This is a genomic window from Methyloversatilis thermotolerans (assembly GCF_000372885.1).
GTDB classification, from domain to species: domain Bacteria; phylum Pseudomonadota; class Gammaproteobacteria; order Burkholderiales; family Rhodocyclaceae; genus Methyloversatilis; species Methyloversatilis thermotolerans.
Genome location: NZ_KB889967.1, coordinates 2,091,520 through 2,115,933, shown reverse-complemented (window position 1 = coordinate 2,115,933; position 24,414 = coordinate 2,091,520). Strand labels below are relative to the sequence as shown.

The window sequence follows — 24,414 nt, the reverse complement described above, 5'->3', positions numbered from 1 at the left end:
GGTGCGCCCGCCCGCTGCGTGCCGACTTACATCTTCAGGTTGAGCGACAGATAGGCGGCGCGGCCAGGCCCGGGCGAGAACGAGGGCTGGAAACTGCCGGCCGGCCAGAAGAAATTGTCGTACCACACGTATTCGTACTCGCGGTCGGTCAGGTTGCGTACCTGCAGGTCCACGCTGGCCGAGCGCGAAATCGTGTAGCGCACGCTGGCGTCGAACAGCACGAAGCCGCCGAACTTGCCCTGGCTGTTCAGGTCGTCGATGTAGTAATCGCCCTGGGCGCGCCCTTGCAGGCTGAAGCGCCATGCATCCGACAGCCGGTAGTCGGCACCGACATTGCTGATGTAGCGCGGCGTCGAGAACACTTCCTTGCCGGCCAGCGATACGCCGCCCGAGGTGAAGGCGCTGATCACCTTGGCTTCCTGGATGGAATGTGACAGCCACACTTCCAGCCGGTCGCTCAAGCGGCTGTTGAGCTGCAGGTCCACGCCCCGGCGGCGCGTCTCCCCAAGCCCGACCGTGGTGCCGGTGCTGGGCATATTGGCCACTTCGTCGGTCGCGTCCTGCTGCCAGAGCGCGATGCGCATGTCGGTGCGCTCATCCGGTGTGAGTTTGACGCCGATCTCCTTGCCGGTGTTGATCGACGGCTTGAAATCGCTTTGCCCGGGCGTGAGGTAGGCGGGGTTGCGCGATCCGGTCAGTACCTGGAAGGTGCGACCCCAGTTCGCATACACGCTGACCGACGATGCCGGGCTATAGACCACGCTCAGCTTGGGCTGCTCTATCCAGCCATAGTCCTGCAGCGGTGCGCTGACGCCTGTGGTCCGCAGCAGTGCGTCGCCGGAAAACCGGTCGACGCGATAGGCCGGCACGATCTTCAGGGACGAGGTGGGGGTGATGACGGTCTGCACATAGGCCCCGAGATTGTTCAGGGAGTACCTGTCGTCGTTCTGTACAAAGGCCGGTGTGCTGAAATCGGTCGGCACGGAAAAGCTGTAGCGATAGCGACGGTATTCGTTGCGCTGGCGTTCCACATTGATGCCGCCATCCAGCGTCACCAGCTCGTTGGCGCGCCAGGTGAGCGTGCTCATGAAGCCGAACTGGTCCTCGTCCCAGATGCGTCGCTGGCGCGGACCGGTGCCGGTCGGGTTGCTGGTGAAGGTGACCTGGCGGTCGTCCTTGTAGGTGTTGAAGTAGAGCTTGTTGCTCAGGAAGGTCGCCGGCGTGATCTGCCAGTCCAGGTGCGCGCTGACCTGGCTCATGTCGCGGTCGTCGCGGTCGTTGGCATTCTTCGCCGGAGACTGGTCGCGGTCCGCCGCCAGTTCAGCGGCGGTCAGGAAGCCGGGCTCGTCCGCCTTGTGCTGGTAGGTGCGCACCACCAGCCCGGTCTTGACCGCGCCGCCCGCCGAAGTGACGAACCATTTGGCGCCGAAGCTGTACTTTTCCGACTCCGAGTGGTCGCGATAACCGTCGGAGTCCTGTTTCGCGAAGAAGTAGTTCTGCGCGAAGCCATCGGATTCCCGCCCCATGGCCACCTGTGCCTCGCGCGTATTGAAGCTGCCGTAGCTGAGCCGGCTGTCCAGGTAATTGCCGCCCTGACGGGTGGCGACATTGATGTTGCCGCCGATATTGTGCAGGCCGTAGCGCGGATCGTTGGTGCCGCGCACCACTTCGATGTAGTCGATCTCCAGCGGAAAGATCATGTCGATGAAGCGCTGGTTGCCGCTGTTCACATTGCTCGGAATGCCGTCGATCAGCACTTTGATGCCATTGATATAGCCCTCGCCATTGAAGGCGCGGAAGGTCACCTTGCCGGATTCGGCGCCCATGCGGGTTTCGGTGAGCTGGATGCCGGGCATCTGCCCGAGCAGTTCCCAACTGTTCATCACGTTCTTGTCCCTGACCTTGTCGCCGCCGAGGATGTCCACCGAGGTGAGCACCTGGGTGCTCATCAGTGCCCCCTTGTTGTCGGCGATCACCGGCACTTCGCCGAGCACGATGACCGGGTCGGCCGCCTGCGGGCCGGCGCTGAAGAGGGACAGGGCCGATGCGACGGCCGTGGAGAGCGTATTGCGTTTCATGTTCGTGTTCCGTGCGTGATGCCATGTCTGCAGGCGCGGACATTCCGCGCGCCCGGGCGTGCGCGGTCCGGTGGCGAGCGGAGTCCTTGTCCGGCGCGCGCGCCGGAGTAGCCGGACGCGCAGTGCCGCATTCGAGTGCGGGGGCGTCGCGACGCCCCGGGGTCAGACGGAATGGACGGGGGGCGCGCGCGAGGCCGGCATCAGCCACGCGAACAGCGGCCTCGGGGCGCGCAGATAGAGAGGGGGAAGGAGGGCGCTGCCGGTCGCCTTCAGTGGATCGCCGGCAGCGATTTCCGGTGGCAGGCCGTGGCAGACATGCTGCATGCAGAACGGGCAATGCTCGAGTTCGCTGTCGCCCTGCGGCGACTGCGCCTCCTCGGCGAGCCGGGGCATCACGATGAGCTTGACGCCGTGCCGCGCGCAGGCGTGCACCGACGCGCCATCGCCACCATGCTCGTGCAGCAGGGCGTGCACCAGTGGCGGCAGCACGGCGGCGGCGAAGGTGGCCAGCACCAGCAGCCAGGCGACAAGTGATGTCCGGACCCGGGTCATGGCCGCATTCTACGTTTCCATTGTGAAACTGTGCCGATGGTTCGCGACGCCGTCAGCCGTACAGCGCGCGGCGCAGATAGGGCGCGGTGCGGCTGCCCGGCGCGCGTGCGACCTCGGACGGTGTGCCCTGAGCGACGATGCGGCCGCCTTCGGCCCCGGCGCCCGGACCCATGTCGATCACCCAGTCCGATCGCGCCACCACACGCATATCGTGTTCCACCAGCACCACGCTGTGGCCGGCATCGACCAGCACCTCGAGCTGGGCGAGCAGGCGCTCGACATCGGCCGGATGCAGGCCGGTGGTCGGTTCGTCGAGCACGTACAGCGTGCCGCCGCGCGCGCTGCGCTGCAGCTCGGTGGCGAGCTTGATGCGCTGCGCCTCGCCTCCGGACAGTTCGGTGGCCGGCTGACCGAGTCGCAGATAGCCCAGTCCGAGCCGGCTCAGCAGCGTGAGCGGCGCGAGTACCCGCGCTTCGTCGGCAAACACCTCGCAGGCCTGATCCACGGTGAGGTCCAGCACTTCGGCGATGTTGCGCCCCTGCCAGGTCACCGCCAGCGTCGCCGGGTTGTAGCGGGTGCCGTGGCAGACGGAGCAGGGCGCATACACGCCGGGCATGAACAGCAGTTCGACGCTGACGAAACCTTCACCCTCGCAGGTCGGGCAGCGACCCTTCGCGACATTGAACGAGAAGCGGCCGGCGTCGAAGCCGCGCTTGCGTGCGGCCGGCGTCTGCGCGAACAGCTTGCGCACCTCGTCGAACAGGCCGGTGTAGGTGGCCAGATTGGAACGCGGCGTGCGGCCTATCGGCTTCTGGTCTATGCGCACCAGGCGTCGTATCGCGTCCGCGCCTTCGCCCAGCCGGCCCTCGGTCGGCAGGGCATCGGCCGGCGGCTGCTCGCCATCGTCGCTGTCCGGCTCCGCCTCGACCACGTGACCCAGATGTGCGGCCACCAGTTCGACCAGCGCCTGGCTGATCAGGCTGGACTTGCCCGAACCGGACAGACCGGTCACTGCGCACAGCACGCCCAGCGGAATGCGTGCGTCGAGCCGTTCGAGGTTGTTGCGGCTCACGTCGTGCAGGGCCAGCCAGCCGGAAGGGATGCGTGGCGTGCGCGCTGGCGGTGCATCGGCCGAAAGGAAGCGCGCGGTGGCTGACGATCCGACCGTGGCCAGGCCGGCGGGCGGGCCGCTGTAGACGATGCGACCGCCGGCGCTGCCGGCGCCGGGGCCGACATCCACCACCCAGTCCGCGCGGCGGATCATTTCGAGGTCATGTTCGACCACGAACACGCTGTTGCCGGCCCGCTTCAGTTGCAGCAGCGCATCGAACAGCGCTTCGCCATCGGCCGGGTGCAGGCCCGCCGACGGCTCGTCCAGCACATAGACCACGCCGAACAGTTGCGAACGCAGTTGCGTGGCCAGTCGCAGCCGCTGCAGTTCGCCCGGCGACAGCGTCGGCGTGCTGCGTTCCAGCGTGAGATAGCCCAGACCCAGGCGCAGCAGCACCTCGATGCGGTCGACCACGTCGCCAGCCAGCCGCTGCGCGGCCAGGCGTCTTTCTTCCGGCAGTCGCGCGTCCGCCTTGCCCGCCGCCGCGGGCGCCAGCAGGCGTGACACTTCACTGAGTGGCCGGCGCGACAGTTCGCCGATATCCAGTCCGGCGAAGGTGACCGCCAGCGCCTCCGGCTTGAGCCGCTTGCCATCGCATGCCGGGCAGTCGGTCGCACGCATGTAGCGCGCCACGCGCTTGCGCATCAGCGCGCTCTGCGTGGTGGCGAAGGTGTGCAGCACGTAGCGGCGCGCGCTGGTGAAGGTGCCCTGGTAGCTCGGCTCCATCCTGCGGCGCAGCGCGATGCGCGTCTCTTCCGGCGTGAAGCCGGCATACACCGGTACCACAGGCTGTTCGTCGGTGAACAGTATCCAGTCGCGCAGCTTGCGCGGCAGCCTGGCCCATGGCGTGTCGATATCGATGCCCATGCTCACCAGGATGTCGCGCAGGTTCTGTCCGTGCCAGGCCGGTGGCCAGGCGGCAATCGCCCCTTCGCGTATCGTGAGCGAGGGGTCGAGCACCAGGGTGTCCTCGCTCACCTCGTACAGCCTGCCCAGACCGTGACAGTCCGGGCAAGCCCCCTGTGGCGTGTTGGGCGAGAAGTCCTCCGCCTGCAGCATGGGCTGGCGCGCGGGATAGCGGCCGGCACGCGAGTACAGCAGACGCAGCAGGCCGGACAGGGTGGTCACGCTGCCCACCGACGAACGTGCGCCCGGGGTGCCGCGCTGCTGTTGCAGCGCCACCGCCGGCGGCAGTCCTTCGATGCTGTCGACGTCCGGCACGCCGGCCTGGTCTATCAGTCTTCGCGCATAGGGCGCCACCGATTCCAGATAGCGCCGCTGCGCTTCGGCATACAGAGTGCCGAAGGCCAGCGACGACTTGCCGGAGCCGGACACGCCGGAGAAGGCGACCAGCGCGTCGCGCGGCAGATCGACGTCGATGTCCTTCAGATTGTGTTCGCGTGCGCCGCGTACGCGCACCATGCCGGACCTGCCGGCGGGAAAGGATTTCGGGGGCGTGCTCATGATGCGGTGAAGGCTGGACGGAGTGACGGCGCGGTGCCGTGCCACATGCGTCGCGCAGCTTACGCGAAGTGCCGGCGCCGGCACACAGTGACCGCCGGCACCGGCGGCGTGCGCTGTGGCGCAGGCGGGTCAGGCTGCTGCGACTACAATGCGCGGCCAGTCATTCAATCCTCATCAGGAGTCCACATGTCGCAAATCGTCATCGATCACAACCCGTCCGAAGAAAAGCTCCGCGAGCTGGGCGTGTCGAGCTGGTCCATCTGGGAAAAGGAAGTGTCGAAGTTCCCGCTGGATTTCACCATGACCGAAAGCGCCTACCTGCTGGAAGGCGAAATCCACGTCACGCCGCAGGGTGGCGAGAAGGTGGTGATCAAGGCCGGTGATTTCGTCGTGTTCCCCAAGGGCATGAAGTCCATGTGGGAAGTCGTGAAGCCGCTGCGCAAGCACTACAAGCACAGCTGACGCCTGCGTTCCGGCCTCGCGGCCGGAACCGGCGGGACCGGCCGGCCTGCGGCCGGTCCGGACCACGCCTGCCCTCGCGATCCGGGACAGCCGCGTTGCGACAGCGAAGAAGGCGCCCGTCTTTCTTGCTCCCTGCGAGCACACACTTTCCCTCTCCCGGCGTATTTCCGCCGCGCATCCGCATCCGCATCCGGGGCCGGCGATTGCTTCATGGCTTCGACGGTCGACCAGCGCGCGCCTTCCGTCCGCCCGGAAATGCCGGGGATGTGCACATCCATTAATATGCCGGTCCAAAAAACGGGATGGCGGCGCGCGTCCTGTGACCGCCATGCCGCGCGGTCCGCGCATCCGCTCGACCCGCTGTTCCCACCCTGAGACCCGACAATGTCTTCACCTGATCTTCGCGATCGCCTGTTCGTGCTGCTGCAGCATGTGCTGCCCAAACAGGGTCTGACCCGATTCGCCGATTTCGTCGCCAATTCGCGTGCGCCGTGGACGCGCGGCATCATTCCGTGGTTCATCCGCAAGTACGGCGTCGACATGAGCGAGGCGGCCGATCCGGATCCGGCGCGCTATGCCTGCTTCAACGATTTCTTCACGCGCGCGCTGCGCGAGGGCGCGCGGCCGCTGGCGGATGCGCCCTTCGTGAGCCCGGTCGATGGCGCGGTGATCGACTGCGCGCGCCTGGAGCGCGACACCATCCTGCAGGTGAAGGGGCATGCCTACAGCGCACGCGCGCTGGCGGGCGGGGACGAGGCGCTGGTGCAGCCCTTCCTCGGCGGCGATGCGGTGTCCATCTACCTCAGTCCCAAGGACTACCACCGCATCCACATGCCGTGCGACGGTCGCCTGCTGCGCATGATCCATGTGCCGGGCAGCCTGTACTCGGTCAATCCCGCCACGGTGGCCGGCGTGCCCGGCCTGTTCGCGCGCAACGAACGGGTGGTGTGCCTGTTCGAATCGTCCTTCGGACCTTTCGTGCTCACGCTGGTGGGGGCCATGGTGGTGGGCAGCATGCAGACGGTGTGGCATGGCGTGGTCAATCCGCCGCGCACCGGCCGGCTGCGCGAATGGCGCTACGACGACCAGGACATCCGTCTGGCACGCGGGCAGGAAATGGGCCGCTTCCTGCTCGGGTCCACCGTGGTCATGCTGTTTCCGCAAGGGGTGCTGCGCCCGCGCAGCGACTGGCTTCCGGGCCGGCCGGTGCGCATGGGAGAAGCGATGGCGGATGCGCGGCCGCGCTGACCGGCATGCCGGGGTGCGCTTGGGCAGGTCCGCCGGGACGCCCGTCGCGCGAGCGGCTGACCCGTCCCGAGCGGGTAAGGGCGACGCATCCGGCGCGGCCATCAGTCGTCCATCGCCAGGGTATTGTGTTTCAATTGGCGCATTTATTGTTTCAATGAAAACGAGTGGGTGCTAAGCTCATGCCAGCAAGGCATAGACGGGAGAACCCCATGAGCGCACTGGAAGACAAGGGCATCCGCGCCTCGGAGGACAGGGGCGCACTGGCCCGCATGGTCATGACCCTGCTCGATCACTGGAAGCTGTCCACCGAGGACCAGGCCGCGCTGCTCGGCATTGCCGCCAGCAATCGCGCCGCGCTGGCGCGCTATCGGCGCGGCGAACCGATAGGCAGCAGCCGCGACCAGTACGAGCGGGTCGGCCATCTGCTGGGCATCCACAAGAACCTCCGCCTGCTGTTTCCGCAGAACCGCGACCTCGCCTACCGCTGGATGAGCACCCGCAACCGCGCCTTCGACAATCTGAGTCCGGTGGACGTGATCCGGGAATGGGGCTTTGCCGGCCTGCTCATGGTGCGCGCCTATCTGGACCGGGCGCGCGGCCAGTGAGTCTGGGCGATCTGTTCGCCCGCCTCGCGCTGGCCGAGGTGAATCGCGATGTGTTCCGCAACATCGTGTCGCTGCGCAGCTCGCAGGACCTGTTCGACGACCTCAGCGACGACCCGGCCGAATGGGCGCTGGCGCAGAAGGTGGAAGGCGATGCCAAGCCACCGCCCTATCGCTCCGCCACCCCGGTGCTGCACCGCCCGTTCGAGGATGCCGAATGGTTCAACGCCATCGCCTGGCCCTTCCAGAACTGGCAGGCCAGCCGCTTTTCCGACGGGCGACACGGCGTGTGGTACGGCTCGGAATCGGTTGAAACCACGGTCCATGAATCGGCCTGGCACTGGCGCAACGGCCTGCTGGCCGATGCCGGTTTCGAGAAGCTGTCGGTGGTCGCCGAGCGCAAGGTGTATGTCGTGGCCTGCGCGGCCGCGTTGCTCGACTTCCGGCCGCTCACCGCGGACTGGCCGGACCTGCTGCATCCTCATGACTACAGCTTTCCGCGGTCGGTCGGCGCGCGCATCCACCGCGAAGGGCATCCCGGCCTGCTCATCCAGTCGGTGCGCCGGCCGCAGGGCGAGAATTTCGCCGTGTTCAATCCGGCACTGCTGTCCAGCCCGCGTCATCACCTGCAACTGAGCTACCGTCTGGAGGGCGACAGCATCGTGGTCGAAAAGACGCCGGGCGTGGTGTGGTTCGGTCTGCATGCCGAGGACTTCGGCGCGCGCCCGCCGGGGTGAGGTCAGCGCGCGCCCGGTGGCCGCGTCGCGGCCGGCGCGGGCGGCTTTGCCTCGGCTGCGCGCAGGATGCGGCGGAAGGTCGGGCATTCCATGTGGCTGGGCGCCGGGCAGGCGGCCGCATGCCTCAGTCCGTCGCGCAGCGCACCCAGCCTGCGTATCGTGCGGTCCAGTTCATCGGCCTTGGCGGCGAGCTGTGCGCGGTCGATGTCCGGCTTGCCGTCGGCGGAAAACATGCGGCCGATCTCGTCCAGCGAAAACCCCGCGGCCCGCCCCAGCGCGATGAGCGCGAGCCGCTCCGTCACCTGCGCGTCGAAGATGCGGCGCATGCCGCGCCGGCCGATGGCGCGGATGAGCCCCTTGTGCTCGTAGTGGCGCAGGGCCGATACGGCGAGGCCGCTGCGCCGGGCCACTTCTCCGATATCCAGTTCCGGCATGGGCTTGACCTCAAGTCGACTTGAGCCTGCATAGTGCAGGCAGGGCCGGCAAGCGGCAACAGGACGCGCACGAGGGGATGACCATGGATGACACTCAGAAGCAGTTGTGGAACGGCGCGGCAGGACAGGCGTGGGTGAGGGCGCGGCCGCTGATCGATGAAGTATTCCAGCCCTTCACCGAGGTGCTGGTCGATGCGGCGCGCGACTGCGGCGCGCGCCAGGTGATGGACATCGGCTGCGGCACCGGCGCGGTGACGCGCGCCCTTTCCGCGGCGCTCGGCGACGCGGCCGCCTGCCTGGGCGTGGATGTGTCGGCGGCCATGGTGGATGAGGCGCGGCGGCTGGCGAACGGGACCGCTTCGCGCGCGCGCTTCCTGTGCGCCGATGCGGCCACGCATGCGTTCCCGCCGGCCGCGGCCGATCTCATGGTGTCGCGTTTCGGCATCATGTTCTTCGCCGACCCGGTGGCGGCCTTTGCCCACCTGCGTTCGGCGCTTGCCGACCGAGGCCGGCTGTGCGGCCTGGCCTGGCGCGATCCCGCGGAAAACCCCTTCATGACGCTGGCCGAACGCACCGCACGTCCCTGGTTGCCGGATCTGCCGGAGCGCCGGCCCGGCGCACCGGGTCAGTTCGCCTTCGCCGATGCCGGCCATGTGAGATCGATATTCGACGCCGCCGGCTGGCGTGCGGCCGACATCCGGCCGCTGGACATCGAGTGCTCGATGCCGGCGCAGCGGATCGAAGAGTGGTTCACATCGCTCGGGCCGGTCGGGCTGGCCATGCCCTCGCTCGACACGTCTGCCCGCGATGCGCTGATCGAGGCACTGCGCAATGCGTTCGCGCCCTTCGTGCGCGGACAGCGCGCGTGCTTCACCGCCGCCTGCTGGCGCATCGATGCGCAGCGCTGAGTACGCGGACCTCAGCCCTCGCTGCCGCCTTCGTCGGCCCAGCCGCCGCCCAGCACCTTGAACAGCGTGACGCGGTTGGACAGATCGGTCTGCTGCAAGGTGATCAGCGTCTGGCGTGCGGCATACAGCGAGCGCTGCGCGTCGAGCACGGTGAGGTAGCTGTCCGAGCCGAGCTTGTAGCGCGCCTGCGCGAGATCGAAACTGCGCTGCCAGGCAGCGACCAGCGCCTGCTGCGCGGCCAGCCGATCGGCCAGCGATGCGCGTTCCGCCAGTGCGTCGGCCACCTCGCTGAAGGCGGTCTGCACCGTCTTTTCATAGGTGGCGAGCTGGATGTCGCGGTCCACCTCGGCCGAGCGCACATTCGCCTGCAGCGCACCGCCATCGAAGATGGGCAGGCTGATCGCGGGCATGAAGCTCCACGCGCCACCCTTGAACAGATCGCCCAGGCTGCGGCTGGCGGTGCCGGCCGATCCGGTCAGGCTGATGGTCGGAAACAGCGCGGCGCGCGCCGCGCCGATGTCGGCGTGGGCTGCCTTCAGCAGATGTTCGGCGGCCAGCACGTCCGGTCGCCGCTGCAGCACCTCGGACGGCAGCCCGGAGGGCAGGTTCACCAGCGCCGCGGCCGCGTCATCCAGCGTGCCCGCCGGCAGCAGTGCCTGCGGCACGCGGGCGCCCACCAGCAGGTCGAGCGCATTCATGTCCTGCTGCACCTGGCTTTCGTAGGCCGCCACGTCGCGTCGCGCCGATTCCACGCTGGTCTGCGTCTGCGCCACGGTCAGCGCCGAGTCGGCGCCGAGCGCCTGGCGCTGTCGCGTCAGATCGTAGGTGGACTGCTGGCTGTTCAGCGTGTCGCGCGCCAGTGCGAGCTGCGCCTGATCGGCGGCCAGCGTCAGCCATGCGCCGGCCACCTCGGCGATCAGCGTGAGCTGTGTGCTGCGGCGCGCTTCTTCGGTGTTCAGATAGCTTTCCAGCGCGGCGTCCTTGAGATTGCGTATGCGCCCGAACAGATCGAGTTCGTAGGCCGATACGCCGACCGCCGCGCTGTAGCTGTGCGAGGTCGTGGTCACGCCACTGGTCGCCGCTTCGCCGGGCGTGCGGCTTGCGGTGCCGCTGCCGCTGGCTTTCACGGTCGGATAGCTGGCCGCCGCCTGGATGCGATAGGTGGCGCGCGCCTTTTCGATGTTCAGCAGCGCGACCCGGAGGTCGCGACTGTTGTCCAGCGCCATCGCGATCGTGTCGCGCAGGCGGGTGTCGCGCATCACATCCTGCCAGTGCGCCGCCTCGACCGTAGCGGCCGCCTGTGCCGCGTTGCCGGTGGGCACCGCGGATGCCGTCCAGTCCTGCGGCACCGGTGCCACCGGGCGGGTGTATTCCGGCGCCAGGCTGGCGCAGCCGGTCAGCGCGGCGGCGAGCATGAGCGCTCCGATCTTCATCTGCAGATTCATCACACGGTCTCCTGCGGGGTGGCGACGCCGTCGGCGGTGGTCGCGGCATTCATGCGCGTCGCCAGGCGACGCACCAGTACGAAGAACAGCGGCACGAACACGATGCCCAGCACGGTGGCGCTGGCCATGCCGCCGAGCACGCCGGTGCCGATGGCGCGCCGGCTGCCGGCACCGGCGCCGCTGGCCAGCGCCAGCGGCAGCACGCCCAGCATGAAAGCCAGCGATGTCATCAGGATGGGACGCAGCCGCAGACGCACCGCCTGCAACGCCGCCCCGACCAGATCCATGCCTTCCTCCTGCAACTGCTTCGCGAATTCGACGATGAGGATGGCGTTCTTGGCGGCCAGCCCCACTGTCGTGAGCAGGCCGACCTGGAAGTAGACGTCGTTCTCGAGCCCGGTCAGCAGCGTGAGCGCGAGTGCGCCGATCACGCCCAGCGGCACCACCAGCATGACCGCCACCGGCACCGACCAGCTCTCGTACAGCGCGGCCAGGCACAGGAACACGAACAGCACCGACACCGCATACAGCATCGGGGCCTGGTCGCCGGACAGGCGCTCCTGATAGGACTGCCCGGCCCATTCGAAGCCGACCCCGGACGGCAACTGGCGCACGATGTCCTCGACCGCCGCCATCGCGGTGCCGGAACTGACGCCCTTGGCCGCCTCGCCGACGATTTCGTAGGCACCCATGCCGTTGTAGCGCTCCAGCTTGGGCGCACCATAGCTCCAGGAGGTCGTCGCAAACGCGGAGAAGGGCACCATGTCGCCTGAACTGTTGCGCACGAACCAGCGCATGATGGCGTCGGTGGCCATGCGGTAGGGCGCGTCGCCCTGCACGTACACCTTCTTCACGCGGCCACGGTCGAGGAAGTCATTGACATAGCTGCCGCCAAGCGCGGTGGCCAGCGTGCTGTTGATATCGGCGATGGACACGCCCAATGCGCCGGCCTTGGCATCGTCGATCCGTATGCTGAACTGTGGCGCGTCATCCAGACCGCTGATGCGCACCTGGGCCAGTTCCGGCCGCTGGCGTGCCAGCTCCAGGAAGCGGTCACGCGCCTTCACCAGTCCTTCGTGACCGAGGCCGTTGCGATCCTGCAGTTCCAGCGTGAAGCCGCTGCTCGAGCCCAGGCCGCGTATGGTCGGCGGCGACATGACGAATACCCGCGCATCGCGCAGTGCCGCCAGTTCGCCATTGGCGCGCCGCGCGATGTCGGCGGCTGCCTGGCCAGGTCCCTTGCGCTGCGCCCAGTCGGTGAGGCGGATGAAGGCGCGGCCGGTGGCCTGGTCGCCGCTGATGCCGGTGATCATGATGTAGCCATCGACATCGGCCTGCTGGCCGAGCCAGTTCTCGAATGCCTTCAGCGAGGCGAGCAGGCGCTCGTCGGTGGCGCCGGCCGGCAGCCGCACTTCGGCCATCAGCGTGCCCTGGTCCTCATCCGGCAGGAAGGACGTGGGCAGGGTGGCGTACAGGGCGGCCATCGCGGCGACGATGAGCGCGTACAGCGCCATCATGCGCCCGCTGCGTCGCAGCACGAAGCCGGTGAGCGAGCGCACGCCTTCGCTGCCGCGATCGAAGCCGTCATTGAAGCGTGCGAAGAAGCGGCCGAGCGGTCCGCGCGCCGTGTGCGCGCCATGCGCCACCGGCTTCAGCATGGAGGCGCACAGCGCCGGTGTCAGCGTCATCGCCACCAGCACCGACAGCAGCATGGCCGATACCACGGTGATCGAGAACTGGCGGTAGATCACGCCGGTCGAACCGCCGAAGAAAGCCATCGGAATGAATACCGCCGACAGCACCAGCGCGATGCCCACCAGTGCGCCGGTGATTTCACCCATGGACTTGCGGGTGGCCTCCTTCGGGGACAGACCTTCGCTGCTCATGACGCGCTCGACGTTTTCCACCACCACGATGGCGTCATCGACCAGCAGGCCGATCGCCAGCACCATGCCGAACATGGTGAGACTGTTGATCGAGTAGCCGAACACCGCGAGCACGCCGAAGGTGCCGAGCAGCACCACCGGCACCGCGATGGCCGGGATGAGCGTGGCTCGCCAGTTCTGCAGGAACAGATACATGATGAGCACGACCAGCGCCACCGCCTCGAACAGCGTGCTCACCACCTCCTCGATGGATATCCGGACGAAGGGTGTGGTGTCATAGGCCATCACCGGTTCGAGCTTGTACGGAAAATCGGGCTGCAGTTCGGCAAGCCGCGCCTTCACCGCATCGGCCACGCCGACCGCATTGGCGCCGGTGGCGAGCTTGATGCCCATGGCGGCGGACGGCTTGCCCTCGTAGCGCGACGATACGGTGTAGCTTTCGCCGCCCATTTCCACACGGGCCACGTCGGCCAGCTTCACCACACTGCCATCGGCGGCGGTCTTGAGTACGATGTTGCGGAACTGATCCTCGGTCTGCAGCTTGCTGCGCGCGGTGATGGTGACGTTGAGCTGCTGGCCGGTCACCGCCGGCAGACCGGCCACCTGACCGGCGGACACCTGCACGTTCTGCGCGGTGATGGCGCTGCTCACATCGGAGGGCATCAGCGCGTAACTGGCCAGTCGCGCAGGGTCCAGCCAGACGCGCATCGCGTGACCGGTTCCCAGGGTCTGCACATCGCCCACGCCATCGATGCGGCTCACGATATCGACCAGGCTGGACGTGATGTAGTCGCCGATGTCGATCGAGCTTGCGCTGCCGTCACCGGACACGAAAGCCACCACCATCAGGAAGTCGGTGCCGGTCTTGGTCACCGTGACGCCCTGGCTCTGCACGGTCTGCGGCAGGATGGCCATGGCCTGCTGCAGCTTGTTCTGCACCTGCATCTGCGCGACGTCCGCATTGGTGCCCGACACGAAGGTGAGCGTGATGCTCGCGCTGCCGGAAGACGAACTGGTGGAGGACATGGACAGCAGTCCGTCCAGGCCCTTCATTTTCTGTTCGATCACCTGGGTGACCGAATCTTCGATGGTCTTGGCCGAGGCGCCGGGATAGGTGGCGCTGATGGTCACCTTGGGCGGCGCGATGTCCGGATACTGCTCGAGTGCCAGCGTACTGATGGCCAGCGCACCCGCGAGCATGACGACGATGGCGATGACCCAGGCGAAGATGGGGCGGTCTATGAAGAAGCGTGCCATGTCAGTCTCCCGTCACCGTGCCTGCACTGGCGACCTGGGCGGGCAGGGTGACGGCCTGCGCCTGCACCGTGTCGCCCGGCTTCACCTTCTGGCCGCCTTCCACCACCACGCGTTCGCCCGGCTGCAGGCCGCTGCTCACCAGCCAGCGGTTGCCGATCTGGCGGCCGGTCACCACCTCGCGCCGGCTCACCGTGTTGTGCGCATCCACCACCAGCACGCTGGCCGCGCCATTGCTGTCGCGGCTCACCGCCTGCTGCGGTACCAGCAGTGCGTGGTCGTCCTGTGCCGTCTGCAGCACCGCGCGCACATACATGCCTGGCAGCAGCGCGCCGTCAGGGTTGTCGAACACGGCGCGCAGCGTGATGGCACCGGTGGCGGTATTCACCGCCACGCCGCTGAAGCGCAGCTTGCCGGTGCGCGCATAGGTACTGCCATCCTCGAGTATCAACTGCACCGCGACTTCGTCCTGTCCGACGCGACGCAGGCGGCCGGCATCGAGCTCGCGGCGCAGGGCCAGCAGTTCCGCGCTGGTCTGGGTTACGTCCACCTGTATCGGATCGATCTGCCGCACCGTGGTGAGCGCGGTGCTCTGGTCGGCGGATACCAGGGCACCCGGGGTCACGCTGGCAATGTCGACCAGCCCGCTGATCGGGCTGGCGATGGAAGTGCGTTCCAGATTGATGCGCGCGGTATCCAGTGCGGCGCGCGCGCTGGCCAGATCGGCTTCCGCCTGACGCAGCGCGGCGTCCGCGTCCTGCTTGTCCTGCTGGCTGGTGGCGTCAATCTCGGCCAGCGCAGCCTGGCGCTGCGCGGTCAGGCGATCCGCCTCGACCAGCGCTTCCGCCTTGGCCACCGCCGCCTGCGCGCTGGCGTAACTGGCGCGATAGCTCGCGGCATCGATCTGGTACAACGGCTGACCGGCCTTGACGCGCGCGCCTTCGGTGAAATGGCGCGCCTGGATGATGCCGCCGACCTGCGGCCGGATTTCCGCCACCAGAGGCGACGTGGTGCGGCCGGGCAGCTCGGTTGTGAGCCGCAGCGATTCCTGTTCGACCGTGACCGTGCCGACCGCGGCCGGACGCGCCATCTGCGCCGGCGCAGAGGTCTTTTCCTGTGTGCCGCTGCTGCAGGCGGACAGGCTGAGCAGCAGCACCAGTGCGGCGCAGGCGAGCAGGCCCGGGCGGTCGGCGATGGCGGCGATGTCCGCCCGGTCGGCGACCTCGGCCGCGGCGGCAAGATTGAGCGTGGATGCGAAGGAGGACATGGCGGGTCTCGTGATCCAATGACGATGAGCGCCATGTTCGGCGGCAAATGTGGAGCAAATTTGGAGAATGTGTATGCGTGCATCGCCCGGCGGATGCTTGAACGCGGACCGCCACCGGTGTTGAAATGCCTGTCCCTTGCCCAGCGACGCGCCGGATGGCGTCCGCCGCGACCATGACGACCGCCTCCCGACCGCGCATGCCGCACGCACTGACCTCCCTGCTGTCCAGGCTCCGTCGCCCCGGGATCACCGCGCAGATTTTCATTGCCGTGCTGGCCACCACCACGGTGGTCACCACCGCGGTGAGCGTGGCGACCCAGTGGAGCTTTCACCGCGGCTTCATCGGCTATCTGAACGAACAGGCGGTTGCCCGCATGGAGGCGGCGGTGCCGCGGCTGCGCGACGCCTATGCGAGAAACGGAAGCTGGGATTTCGTGCGCGACCGTCCGGACGTGTGGTTCGGCCTGGTGGGCGTGGAACGCCTGCTGCCGGCCGATGGCACGCGCAGCGCCGGCGGGCGCGAAATGATGGCGTCCGACCTGCTCGGCGCCGGGCGTCGCATGGCGCTGCTCGACTCGCAGCGCCAGCACGTGATGGGCTTTCCGCTCACCCTGGCCGACAGCGAACAGCGGGAAATCGTGGTCGAGGGGCAGACCGTGGGCTGGGTCACCATTGCCACCATACAGAGCGCGACCGACAGCGCTGCGCTGAACTTTCTCGGCGAACAGCACCGCGTGAGCCTGGCCGCCGGTCTGCTCGGTCTGGCCATGGCAGCGCTCATCGCGGCCTGGGCCGCGCGTCGCCTGCTCGCGCCGCTGCGCGACATGGCGGCGGCTACGCACCGGCTGGCGGCCGGCGCCTACGACACTCGGCTCCGGCTCGCGCGGCACGACGAGATCGGACGCCTGGCCGACGATTTCAACCAGCTCGCGTTGAAGCTGGAGCGCACCGAAGCGGCGCGCCGCGATTTCATGGCCGATGTGTCGCACGAACTGCGCACGCCGCTGGCGGTACTGCGCGGCGAACTGGAGGCGATCGAGGATGGCGTGCGCGCCGCCACGCCGGACCTGATACGCGCACTGCAGCGCGAGGTGGCGGCACTCGGCAAGCTGGTCGACGATCTGCATGTGCTGGCGTTGGCCGATATCGGCGCGCTGAGCTATCGCAAATCCGACATGGATCTGGTCGAACTGATCGTGGACGAGGTCAGCGTCATGCGCAATGCCGCGAGCGAGCGCGGTCTTGCGCTCACCTTCGAAGCGGCGCAGCGTCCGCTTGTCGTGTTCGCCGACGCCGACCGCATGCGCCAACTGCTGCACAACCTGCTGGTGAATGCACTGCGCTACACCGATGCCGGTGGCGAGGTGCGGGTGCGGCTGCATCGCAGCGGCAAAGAGGTGTGCCTGGACCTGATGGATACGCCGCCCGGTGTGCCGGACGAGGCGCTGGAGCGGCTGTTCGAACGCTTTTACCGTGTCGAGGGATCGCGCGGCCGGTCCACCGGGGGCACCGGCCTGGGGCTGGCCATCTGCCGCAGCATTGTCGAGGCGCATGGCGGACGTATCCGCGCGCATCGGTCGCCGCTGGGCGGCGTCTGGATAGATATCCGGCTGCCGGCGGGTGGCCAGGCGACCGTCGCATGACGAGCGGGAGCGAGCGCATGCCGCGCATCCTGGTGGTGGAGGACGAACCGCGGCTCGCCGCGCTGGTGCGCGATTACCTGGTCGCCGGCGGCATGCAGGCCGATATTGTCGACCGTGGCGATGAGGTCGAGGCCAGGGTGCGTGCGCAGCCGCCCGACCTCATCGTGCTGGATCTGATGCTGCCCGGACTGGATGGCCTGTCGGTGTGTCGCGCGCTGCGCCGCTTCAGCGACGTGCCCATCCTGATGCTCACCGCCCGGGTCGAGGAAGTGGACCGGCTGATCGGGCTGGAAGCGGGTGCCGACGATTATGTGTGCAAGCCATTCAGTCCGCGCGAGGTGGTGGCGCGGGTGAAGGTGATCCTGCGCCGGCCGCGCGTCGCGGTGGCTGCGGCCGCGTCCGGCCTGCACATGGACCGTACCGCCATGACCGCTTCGGTGAATGGCGTCCTGCTCGATCTGACCCCGCTCGAGTGGCGCCTGCTCGCGGTGCTGGCCGCTTCACCGGGGCGCGTGTTCTCGCGCGACCAGTTGCTGGACCATCTGCATGACGACCAGCGCGCGATCAGCGACCGCGCGGTCGACAGCCATGTCAAGAACCTGCGCCGCAAGCTGGAACGGGTGCTGCCGGGCGAAGAGCCGATACGTTCGATCTATGGCGTGGGCTATCGCTTCGACGGCGCATGAGCACGCCTGCGCGGTGAGTCGTCCGCCTCGCCCGCCGGGGCGACCGCATCCAGTTCCGCCTGCAGGTTGCTTCGCACCGCCTGCAGCAGCGCGCTGAGCTGCGCCTTACGGTCCGCGTCCAGGCCGCGCAGCGCGATGCCGGCCAGCCTGTCGTTTTCCTTCTGCACCCGCGCGAATACCTGCAAGGCCTGCGCGGACGGCGCCAGCCGCACGCTGCGCCGGTCGCCGCCGTCCGCCTGTGCGACCAGATAGCCGCCTTCCTTCAGACCGGCGATGAGCCGGGCGAGCTGCGCCTTGTCGCGCCCGGAATGAGCGACCAGATCGCTCAGCGTGGCGCCCGGCTGGCGCACGAAGAAGGACAGCGCCCGCAGTTCCATCTGCGTCAGCCCGCTCGGGTCGTCGCGCAAAGCACCGTGGCGCAGCGAGCGATACAGATGCATCACGGCATGCAGGGTTTCCAGTACGGAATCGGCGGAGACCTTCATTTTAGTTGACAAAGTCAATTAATTGGTTGATTGTGGATATTGTCTACTAAAAGGAGCAATCATGAAACAATGGCTTGAATCGATCCTCCGCAAAGAGCCGCGCGTGCAGCGTGTGCGCCATGAAGTGGTGGCGCGCGAGGTGACGGTGGCGGATGTACGGCAGCTCGGTCCGCATCTGCTGCGCGTCACCTTCACCGGCCCGTCGCTCGCAGGCTTCGTGTCCCTGTCCTTCGACGATCACGTGAAGTTCATTTTCCGGACCGCGCAGGGCGACACGGTGAAGCGGGATTACACGCCGCGTGCCTGCGATCCGGTCGCGGCGACGCTGGCGCTCGAATTCGCGCTGCACGAGCATGGACCGGCGTCCGACTGGGCGCGCCAGGCGCAGGTCGGTCAGGTGGTGACGGTGGCCGGGCCGCGTGGTTCGCGCATCCTGCCGCTGGATCTGGACTGGCATCTGCTGATCGGCGATCTGTCGGCCTTGCCCGCGATCGCGCGACGGCTGGAAGAACTCCCGGCGCACAGCCGCGCCATCGTGCGGCTGCGGGTACCCGACGAGGCGGCGCGCATCGATCTTGCAAGCCAGACCGATGCCGACGTGCAGTGGCTCACATCGGACGAGGACCTGTTCGCCTCGCTGCGCGCGCTGCCGCCGCTGGCCGGCGACGGATTCGCCTGGGCCGCGGGCGAGACCGGGCTGATGAAGCGCGTGCGCGACATGCTTGCGGGCGAGTGCGGCATCCCGCGCCACGCGATGCGGGTGGCCGCCTACTGGCGCCGTGGCGTGGCCGACTTCCACGAAACGATCGCCGAGTGATGCCATCGGTCGGGGCGCGCCGATCGCCCGCCCTGACCGTGATCGCTCCGGTCGCGCGGACCGTGCCGCTGGCGAGCGGTGGGCGAGCCACGTAAAGTGCGTGTCCTGTCCGCCACGACCGTTGTGTCCGATGTCCCTGCTTCTGGATTTCGATCTGGATTTCGACGACTACCGTCGGCGCTATGCCCGTCTGGCCCGGCCCAATCTGCTGCAGGATGCTGCGTACGGTCGGGCGATGGCGCGCGCCCAGGGCTTGCAGCCGCGCTGGGGGCTGCTGCGCGACGGCAACGACGAGCTGGCCGTGGTGCAGGTGCTCGAGCGCCATGCGCTGGCCGGCCTGCTTGGCGCTGTGGTGCTCGATCGCGGCCCGCTGTGGCTGCCGGGCGTGGCCGACAGGGCGCATGCGCCGGCCTTCTTCCGTGCCTTCGACCGGCGCTGGCCGCGCCGCCCGGGCCGCCGCCGCCGCATACTGCCCGAGCTGCCGCATGGCGACGAAACGTCCGCACTGCTGCACGCCGCGGGTTGCCGCGCGGCCGGCGACCTTCCCTACGCCACCTATATCGTGTCCGTCGACGATGCAGCGGAATGCCGGCGCCGCCTGCTGCCGCGCTGGCGACAGGTGCTCGATCGCGCGCATGCGGCGATGGCGGACGGCCGCCTGCATCTGGACTGGCCGCAGCCGCTGGCGCGTCTGCCCGACCTGTTGCGACGCCATCTGGCGCATCGCGAAGCGGTGGGCTATCGGGGTCCGGCGCAGGCGGAACTGAATCGTCTGCTGCTCGATTACGCCAAGGCCGGCAGCCTGCTGATCGGCGAGGCGCGAGCCGGCGACAGCGAGCAGCCGTGCGCGCTGATCGCGCTGCTGTGCCATGGCCGGGGCGCGACCTACCAGATTGCATGGAACAGCGAAGCCGGCCGTCGGCTGGGCGCGAACAATGCGTTGCTGTGGTCGGCGCTCGAGCTTTTGCGCGAGCGCGGCATCGCGCATCTGGATCTGGGCGGGCACAGTGCCATCCACACACCGGGGCTGATGCGCTACAAGGCGGGACTGGGGGGACAGGAATGGATACTGGCGGGCATGCATGACTGAATCATCGCCATCGTGGACGGCGGTCAGTGCGCTGGCGCTGGCGGCCGTGGCGCTCGCCGGCTGCGCGACCGACGGTGCGCGCATCGCGCCATCGGGCGACTGGTCCGCGCAGGCCGGCAATGACGAGAACTGGCGCTACAGCGCGCTGCGCCGGATCGACCGCGGCAATGTCGCCGGATTGCAGCTCGCGTGGCGCCGGCCGACCGGCGTGCCGGGCGGGCATGAAGGCGGACCGCTGATGGTCGATGGCCTGCTCTATCTGCACACCCCCTATCCCAATCGCGTACAGGCGCTCGATCCGGCGACCGGCGCCCTGGTCTGGCAGTACCTGCCGGAACAGGACGCACGTGCGCTTGCCACGCTGTGCTGCGACAAGGTGAGCCGCGGGCTGGCCTGGGGGCGCACCGCGGAGGGCGAGGGACGCATCCTGCTGCAGCAGACCGACACCACGCTGGTGGCGCTGGATGCACGCACCGGCGCCGTGCGCTGGCGGGCGAACAATGGCGATCCCGCGCTGGGCGAAACGGCTACGCAGGCGCCGCATGTGTTCGACCACCATGTGGTGACCGGCATCGCCGGCGGCGAATATGGCGTGCGCGGCCACATCACCGCCTATGCGCTGGAGGATGGCAGACGCCTCTGGCGAGGCTACAGCACCGGGCCGGATGCCGACATGCTGATGGATCCCGAGCGCAGCATGACCTGGCGCGACGGGCGCATGCGGCCGGTGGGGCGCGATTCCTCGCTGTCTTCATGGCAGGGCGACCAGTGGCGCCAGGGCGGCGGCACCACCTGGGGCTGGTATGCCCGCGACCGCGCGCTCGGCCTGCTGTATTACGGCAGCGGCAACCCGTCCACGTGGAACCCGGTGCAGCGCCCGGGCGACAACCGCTGGAGCATGAGTCTGTGGGCGCGCGACCTCGCCACCGGCGTGGTGCGCTGGGTGTATCAGATGACGCCGCACGACGAGTGGGATTACGACGGCGTGAACGAGCTCATCCTGTTCGACGCCGACGATGGACAGGGGCGGACGCGCCGCCTGCTGGCGCATTTCGACCGCAATGGTTTCGCCTATCTGCTGGACCGGGCCAGCGGGGCGCTGCTGCGCGCCGACAAGTTCGATGCCGCCGTGAATTGGGCCAGCCATGTCGATCCATTCACCGGCCGGCCGCAGGTCGAACCGGCCCGTTCGCCGCAGCACACCGGCACCGACGATACGACGCGCGGCATCTGTCCCGCCACCATAGGTGCCAAGAACCAGGCGCCGGCGGCGTATGCGCCGGACAGCGGCCTGTTCTTCGTGCCTACCGTCCATCTGTGCATGGACAACGAGGTATTCCAGGTGAGCTACACCGCCGGCCAGCCCTATACCGGCGCCGACATCCACATGCGCGCGGTGCCGGGCGACGAGCAGGCGATGGGCCGGCTGATCGCCTGGGACGCGCTGCGCGGACGCACGGTGTGGTCGCGCGACGAGCGCCTGCCGCTGTGGGGCGGCGCGCTGGCCACCGCCGGCGGGCTGGTGTTCTACGGCACGCTGGAGGGTGAGCTCAAGGCGGTGGATGCGCGCGATGGCCGCCTGCTCTGGACCTCGCCACGGCTGGCATCGGGCATCGTCGGCAATGTGACGACCTGGATGCATGACGGCCGCCAGTACATCGGCGTCTATGCCGGTGTGGGCGGTCTCGCGGCGGATCCGGACGGCATCGCACGCATGGCGGCGGTTGGCGGGGCCGGGCAGGGTGGCGAACTGGCGGTGTTCGCGCTGCCGGACCGGCCTTGAAATCGGCGTGGCGCCCGCGCTGTCGAAATCGCCCGACCTGCTTCGTCGACCTCACGATCAGGCGGCGGAGGGGCCGTCGCCCGTCATGCAGAGGGAGGAAAACACCGATGTCGTCAGCGAATGATCCGGATGTGGCCGTCACGCTGCTGGTCGCCACCCGCAAGGGCGCCTGGCTCTATCACGCCGACGCCGCGCGCAGCCGCTGGCGCGTGGACGGTCCGCACTTTCTCGGCCACATCATCCACCACATGGTGCTCGACCCGCGCGACGGCCGCACGCTGCTCGCGGCGGCGAAGACCGGCCATCTCGGGCCAACCCTGTTCCGCTCCACCGATGCCGGGCTGAGCTGGCGCGAGGCGGCGCGGCCACCGGCATTCGCCCGCGTCGAGGGCGGCGGCGGGCGCAGCGTGGACCATACCTTCTGGCTCACGCCGGGCCATGCCAGCGAGCCGGGCGTGTGGTACGCCGGCACCAGTCCGCAGGGGCTGTTCCGCTCGCACGATGGCGGCGAGACCTGGGCGCCGTTCTCGCCGGTGAACGATGACCCGGACTATCGAAGCTGGATGGGCACGGTCCAGGACGGTACGCCGGACGGCCCCAAGCTGCATTCGATCATTGTCGATCCGCGCGATCCCGCGCATCTGTACTTCGGCATGTCCGGCGGCGGTGTGCATGAATCGGTCGACGGCGGCCGCAGCTTCCGCACCCTGATCGACGGTCTGCAGGTGGTGGAGGGCTTCGACGCCAGCCAGCCCACCTTTCACGATCCGCACTGCATACGGTTGTGTCCGTCGAATCCGGATCGTCTGTACCAGCAGAACCACTGCGGCATCTACCGCATCGACCGGCCGGACACGCGCTGGCGCCGCATCGGCGGAGGCCTGCCGGCCGGCGTGGGCGATGTCGGTTTTCCCATGGTGGTCCATCCACGCGACGCCGACACCGCCTGGGTGTTTCCGATGGATGGCACGTCGGTGTGGCCGCGCACCAGCCCGGGCGGGCGTCCGGCCGTATTTGCGACACGGGATGGTGGCGCGACCTGGCAGCGCCTGGCCGGTGGCCTGCCGGCGGAACAGGCGTGGTGGACGGTGCGCCGTCAGGCCATGAGCGCGGACAGCCAGCCTGTCGTCGGGCTGTACTTCGGGACCACCTCGGGCGAACTGTGGGCGAGCCGGGATGAAGGCGAGCACTGGCAATGCATTGCACGCCACCTGCCGGACATCTATGCGGTCGAGGTTGCCGCGCGCGCGCAAGCATGAAGGTGCTCATTCCGAGCGCGCTGCGTTCCTACACCGACAGCGCGTATGCCGAGGCATGCGGTGACACGCTGGCCGAGGTGGTGGCCGACCTGGACCGGCTGCATCCCGGCATCGCCTTCCGCATGATCGACGAACAGCGACGCATCCGCCGCCACATCCGCTTCTTCGTCGATGGGCGCCAGGTGCGCGATCTCGATCAGCGCATGCCGGACGACGGCGAACTCATCATCGTGCAGGCGCTGAGCGGCGGCTGAAGGCGCGGTCCTGCGCCTGCACGATGAAGTCGCCGATCACCCGGGCGGCGTCGGCGCCATGGTGAAACAGCGCCATGTGCGACCCGGGCAGCGTCGCGGTGACGGCGTCCGGCCGCAATGCCAGCATGTCGTGCAGATTGCGGGCCGGCACCACAGTGTCGTCCGCCGCCGCGATGCACAGCAGCGGATGCCGGCTCGCCGCCAGCTCTGCCCGCGCGTCGGCGCGCGCCACGGCGCGCACGCGTGCCGACAGTTCGCGGGCGGACACCTGGCGCCAGGTTTCCGCCTTCGCGATGCGGAAGGGGTCGTCCGGCTGGCGACCGAACCACACCGGCATGCGGCGCGCGGCGCGCACCGCATAGACCAGCGGCGGCTGCGCCAGCGCGCGCAGGTACTTCAGTCCCGGCAGCGGCACGCGCACGAAGCTGGTGGACAGCACCACGCCCTGCACCCGTGACGGTTCGGCCGCGGCCAGCTTGAGCGCCAGCGGGCCGCCGAAGGAACTGCCGAGCACCCAGTAGGCGGGCAGATCGGCCAGTCGCGTGCGCACATGGCGCAACAGCCGCCCGTAGCCCTGGTCGCCGTCGCGCGGATAGGTGACGACGCGCGGCGTGATCCACGCGGGCAGCGCCGCCATCAGCGGCCGGAAGAACACATCGCTGCCATCCAGGCCGGGCAGCAGTACGAGCGGTATCGTCGATGACATGGTCAGCGTGTCGGCCGGCGAGCGGCCGTGTAGGCCCGACGGAACGAAGCCATCGCCCCGGCGGCATCGGGTGTGAGCCGGAGCGCGCTGCGTGATGCAGCCGGCGAAGTATGAGGCAGGCCGGCGCTTCGTGCGCATTCCGGCTGCGATTCGAGCCGGTTGGGTGCGCACGACCTCGTCCCGAAGCTGCGCGGATCTTTACGGCGCGTTTACGCCGGCAAGCGCAGTTTTGCGTCCTTCTTT

General features: G+C 68.5%; 21 protein-coding genes. 12 read left to right on the top strand and 9 right to left on the bottom strand.

All coding sequences use genetic code 11. The annotated features are described in order from the left end of the window. Window positions 1-26 precede the first annotated feature (26 nt). The 3 genes from A3Q7_RS0109300 to A3Q7_RS0109290 form a co-directional block, all read right to left on the bottom strand. On the bottom strand, window positions 27-2,078 hold the full coding sequence (locus A3Q7_RS0109300) for a TonB-dependent receptor (protein ID WP_018411598.1): 2,052 nt from the start codon (window positions 2,076-2,078) through the stop codon (window positions 27-29). Between the two features lie 162 nt (window positions 2,079-2,240). Further along, window positions 2,241-2,630 (bottom strand): DUF2946 domain-containing protein, encoded by a 390-nt coding sequence (locus tag A3Q7_RS20285; RefSeq protein WP_018411597.1) that lies wholly within the window; start codon window positions 2,628-2,630, stop codon window positions 2,241-2,243. A gap of 52 nt (window positions 2,631-2,682) precedes the next feature. Continuing rightward, window positions 2,683-5,205 (bottom strand): excinuclease ABC subunit UvrA, encoded by a 2,523-nt coding sequence (locus A3Q7_RS0109290; protein ID WP_026224660.1) that lies wholly within the window; start codon window positions 5,203-5,205, stop codon window positions 2,683-2,685. Window positions 5,206-5,391: 186 nt separating this feature from the next. Between A3Q7_RS0109290 and A3Q7_RS0109285 the strand changes: the two genes are divergently transcribed. The 4 genes from A3Q7_RS0109285 (at window position 5,392) to A3Q7_RS0109270 (ending at window position 8,254) form a co-directional block, all read left to right on the top strand. Next, window positions 5,392-5,667 carry a cupin domain-containing protein gene (locus tag A3Q7_RS0109285; protein WP_018411595.1) on the top strand — a complete coding sequence of 92 codons (276 nt, stop codon included), beginning with the start codon at window positions 5,392-5,394 and terminating at the stop codon, window positions 5,665-5,667. 384 nt (window positions 5,668-6,051) lie between these two features. Next, window positions 6,052-6,915, top strand: a complete 864-nt coding sequence (gene asd / locus A3Q7_RS0109280) for an archaetidylserine decarboxylase (RefSeq protein ID WP_018411594.1) — start codon at window positions 6,052-6,054, stop codon at window positions 6,913-6,915. A gap of 209 nt (window positions 6,916-7,124) precedes the next feature. Further along, window positions 7,125-7,520 carry an MbcA/ParS/Xre antitoxin family protein gene (locus tag A3Q7_RS0109275; protein ID WP_018411593.1) on the top strand — a complete coding sequence of 132 codons (396 nt, stop codon included), beginning with the start codon at window positions 7,125-7,127 and terminating at the stop codon, window positions 7,518-7,520. Then, a complete protein-coding gene (locus tag A3Q7_RS0109270) occupies window positions 7,517-8,254 on the top strand; it encodes an RES family NAD+ phosphorylase (RefSeq protein ID WP_018411592.1) in 738 nt (245 codons plus the stop codon). The genes A3Q7_RS0109275 and A3Q7_RS0109270 overlap by 4 nt, the downstream gene beginning before the upstream one ends. Window positions 8,255-8,256: 2 nt before the next feature. On the opposite strand, the gene A3Q7_RS0109265 is transcribed toward A3Q7_RS0109270, so the two are convergent. Beyond that, the gene (locus A3Q7_RS0109265; RefSeq protein WP_018411591.1) at window positions 8,257-8,688 is read right to left on the bottom strand and encodes a helix-turn-helix domain-containing protein; all 432 of its coding nucleotides are present in this window, start codon (window positions 8,686-8,688) and stop codon (window positions 8,257-8,259) included. A gap of 83 nt (window positions 8,689-8,771) precedes the next feature. On the opposite strand from A3Q7_RS0109265, the gene A3Q7_RS0109260 reads away from it, so the two are divergent. After that, complete coding sequence (locus A3Q7_RS0109260) at window positions 8,772-9,596, top strand: class I SAM-dependent methyltransferase (protein ID WP_018411590.1); 825 nt, start codon at window positions 8,772-8,774, stop codon at window positions 9,594-9,596. An 11-nt stretch (window positions 9,597-9,607) separates the two neighbouring features. On the opposite strand, the gene A3Q7_RS0109255 is transcribed toward A3Q7_RS0109260, so the two are convergent. Genes A3Q7_RS0109255 through A3Q7_RS0109245 form a run of 3 tightly spaced genes read right to left on the bottom strand, consistent with a single transcriptional unit; the run spans window position 9,608 to window position 15,448 of the window. Then, on the bottom strand, window positions 9,608-11,041 hold the full coding sequence (locus A3Q7_RS0109255; protein ID WP_018411589.1) for an efflux transporter outer membrane subunit: 1,434 nt from the start codon (window positions 11,039-11,041) through the stop codon (window positions 9,608-9,610). Continuing rightward, window positions 11,041-14,184 carry an efflux RND transporter permease subunit gene (locus A3Q7_RS0109250; RefSeq protein ID WP_018411588.1) on the bottom strand — a complete coding sequence of 1,048 codons (3,144 nt, stop codon included), beginning with the start codon at window positions 14,182-14,184 and terminating at the stop codon, window positions 11,041-11,043. Before A3Q7_RS0109250 ends, A3Q7_RS0109255 begins: the two co-directional genes overlap by 1 nt. Before the next feature lies 1 nt (window position 14,185). Further along, entirely contained in the window at window positions 14,186-15,448 is a 1,263-nt protein-coding gene (locus A3Q7_RS0109245; protein WP_018411587.1) for an efflux RND transporter periplasmic adaptor subunit, read from the bottom strand. 197 nt (window positions 15,449-15,645) lie between these two features. Between A3Q7_RS0109245 and A3Q7_RS0109240 the strand changes: the two genes are divergently transcribed. Together A3Q7_RS0109240 and A3Q7_RS0109235 are read left to right on the top strand one after the other, a co-directional pair. Next, complete coding sequence (locus A3Q7_RS0109240; RefSeq protein WP_051079188.1) at window positions 15,646-17,091, top strand: ATP-binding protein; 1,446 nt, start codon at window positions 15,646-15,648, stop codon at window positions 17,089-17,091. Continuing rightward, window positions 17,088-17,777 (top strand): response regulator, encoded by a 690-nt coding sequence (locus tag A3Q7_RS0109235; protein WP_018411585.1) that lies wholly within the window; start codon window positions 17,088-17,090, stop codon window positions 17,775-17,777. Before A3Q7_RS0109240 ends, A3Q7_RS0109235 begins: the two co-directional genes overlap by 4 nt. Here the strand turns inward: A3Q7_RS0109235 and A3Q7_RS0109230 are convergent. Further along, complete coding sequence (locus A3Q7_RS0109230; protein ID WP_018411584.1) at window positions 17,756-18,262, bottom strand: MarR family winged helix-turn-helix transcriptional regulator; 507 nt, start codon at window positions 18,260-18,262, stop codon at window positions 17,756-17,758. The genes A3Q7_RS0109235 and A3Q7_RS0109230 overlap by 22 nt on opposite strands. A gap of 61 nt (window positions 18,263-18,323) precedes the next feature. On the opposite strand from A3Q7_RS0109230, the gene A3Q7_RS0109225 reads away from it, so the two are divergent. The 5 genes from A3Q7_RS0109225 to A3Q7_RS0109205 all read left to right on the top strand — a co-directional run bounded on the left by A3Q7_RS0109225 (window position 18,324) and on the right by A3Q7_RS0109205 (window position 23,465). Beyond that, window positions 18,324-19,079 carry a siderophore-interacting protein gene (locus tag A3Q7_RS0109225; protein ID WP_018411583.1) on the top strand — a complete coding sequence of 252 codons (756 nt, stop codon included), beginning with the start codon at window positions 18,324-18,326 and terminating at the stop codon, window positions 19,077-19,079. A 130-nt stretch (window positions 19,080-19,209) separates the two neighbouring features. Next, window positions 19,210-20,169 (top strand): GNAT family N-acetyltransferase, encoded by a 960-nt coding sequence (locus tag A3Q7_RS0109220; RefSeq protein WP_018411582.1) that lies wholly within the window; start codon window positions 19,210-19,212, stop codon window positions 20,167-20,169. Next, on the top strand, window positions 20,162-21,952 hold the full coding sequence (locus tag A3Q7_RS0109215; protein WP_018411581.1) for a PQQ-dependent dehydrogenase, methanol/ethanol family: 1,791 nt from the start codon (window positions 20,162-20,164) through the stop codon (window positions 21,950-21,952). Before A3Q7_RS0109220 ends, A3Q7_RS0109215 begins: the two co-directional genes overlap by 8 nt. 107 nt (window positions 21,953-22,059) lie before the next feature. After that, window positions 22,060-23,211 carry a beta propeller repeat protein gene (locus tag A3Q7_RS0109210; protein WP_018411580.1) on the top strand — a complete coding sequence of 384 codons (1,152 nt, stop codon included), beginning with the start codon at window positions 22,060-22,062 and terminating at the stop codon, window positions 23,209-23,211. Next, window positions 23,208-23,465 carry a MoaD/ThiS family protein gene (locus A3Q7_RS0109205; protein ID WP_018411579.1) on the top strand — a complete coding sequence of 86 codons (258 nt, stop codon included), beginning with the start codon at window positions 23,208-23,210 and terminating at the stop codon, window positions 23,463-23,465. The genes A3Q7_RS0109210 and A3Q7_RS0109205 overlap by 4 nt, the downstream gene beginning before the upstream one ends. On the opposite strand, the gene A3Q7_RS0109200 is transcribed toward A3Q7_RS0109205, so the two are convergent. Further along, window positions 23,437-24,171, bottom strand: coding sequence for an alpha/beta fold hydrolase (locus tag A3Q7_RS0109200; protein ID WP_040570898.1), 735 nt, complete (start codon window positions 24,169-24,171; stop codon window positions 23,437-23,439). The two genes, A3Q7_RS0109205 and A3Q7_RS0109200, sit on opposite strands and share 29 nt — an antisense overlap. Between the last annotated feature and the right edge of the window lie 243 nt (window positions 24,172-24,414).

Bases quoted from the DNA above. Each gene is read 5' to 3' on its own strand.
- A3Q7_RS0109230 (WP_018411584.1), bottom strand. From the start codon at position 18,262: ATGAAGGTCTCCGCCGATTCCGTACTGGAAACCCTGCATGCCGTGATG.
- A3Q7_RS0109215 (WP_018411581.1), top strand. From the start codon at position 20,162: ATGACTGAATCATCGCCATCGTGGACGGCGGTCAGTGCGCTGGCGCTG.
- A3Q7_RS0109210 (WP_018411580.1), top strand. From the start codon at position 22,060: ATGTCGTCAGCGAATGATCCGGATGTGGCCGTCACGCTGCTGGTCGCC.
- A3Q7_RS0109205 (WP_018411579.1), top strand. From the start codon at position 23,208: ATGAAGGTGCTCATTCCGAGCGCGCTGCGTTCCTACACCGACAGCGCG.
- A3Q7_RS0109255 (WP_018411589.1), bottom strand. From the start codon at position 11,041: ATGAATCTGCAGATGAAGATCGGAGCGCTCATGCTCGCCGCCGCGCTG.
- A3Q7_RS0109265 (WP_018411591.1), bottom strand. From the start codon at position 8,688: ATGCCGGAACTGGATATCGGAGAAGTGGCCCGGCGCAGCGGCCTCGCC.
- A3Q7_RS0109260 (WP_018411590.1), top strand. From the start codon at position 8,772: ATGGATGACACTCAGAAGCAGTTGTGGAACGGCGCGGCAGGACAGGCG.
- asd (WP_018411594.1), top strand. From the start codon at position 6,052: ATGTCTTCACCTGATCTTCGCGATCGCCTGTTCGTGCTGCTGCAGCAT.
- A3Q7_RS0109200 (WP_040570898.1), bottom strand. From the start codon at position 24,171: ATGTCATCGACGATACCGCTCGTACTGCTGCCCGGCCTGGATGGCAGC.
- A3Q7_RS0109285 (WP_018411595.1), top strand. From the start codon at position 5,392: ATGTCGCAAATCGTCATCGATCACAACCCGTCCGAAGAAAAGCTCCGC.
- A3Q7_RS0109275 (WP_018411593.1), top strand. From the start codon at position 7,125: ATGAGCGCACTGGAAGACAAGGGCATCCGCGCCTCGGAGGACAGGGGC.
- A3Q7_RS0109245 (WP_018411587.1), bottom strand. From the start codon at position 15,448: ATGTCCTCCTTCGCATCCACGCTCAATCTTGCCGCCGCGGCCGAGGTC.
- A3Q7_RS0109225 (WP_018411583.1), top strand. From the start codon at position 18,324: ATGAAACAATGGCTTGAATCGATCCTCCGCAAAGAGCCGCGCGTGCAG.
- A3Q7_RS0109220 (WP_018411582.1), top strand. From the start codon at position 19,210: ATGTCCCTGCTTCTGGATTTCGATCTGGATTTCGACGACTACCGTCGG.
- A3Q7_RS0109250 (WP_018411588.1), bottom strand. From the start codon at position 14,184: ATGGCACGCTTCTTCATAGACCGCCCCATCTTCGCCTGGGTCATCGCC.
- A3Q7_RS20285 (WP_018411597.1), bottom strand. From the start codon at position 2,630: ATGACCCGGGTCCGGACATCACTTGTCGCCTGGCTGCTGGTGCTGGCC.
- A3Q7_RS0109235 (WP_018411585.1), top strand. From the start codon at position 17,088: ATGACGAGCGGGAGCGAGCGCATGCCGCGCATCCTGGTGGTGGAGGAC.
- A3Q7_RS0109300 (WP_018411598.1), bottom strand. From the start codon at position 2,078: ATGAAACGCAATACGCTCTCCACGGCCGTCGCATCGGCCCTGTCCCTC.
- A3Q7_RS0109290 (WP_026224660.1), bottom strand. From the start codon at position 5,205: ATGAGCACGCCCCCGAAATCCTTTCCCGCCGGCAGGTCCGGCATGGTG.
- A3Q7_RS0109240 (WP_051079188.1), top strand. From the start codon at position 15,646: ATGCCGCACGCACTGACCTCCCTGCTGTCCAGGCTCCGTCGCCCCGGG.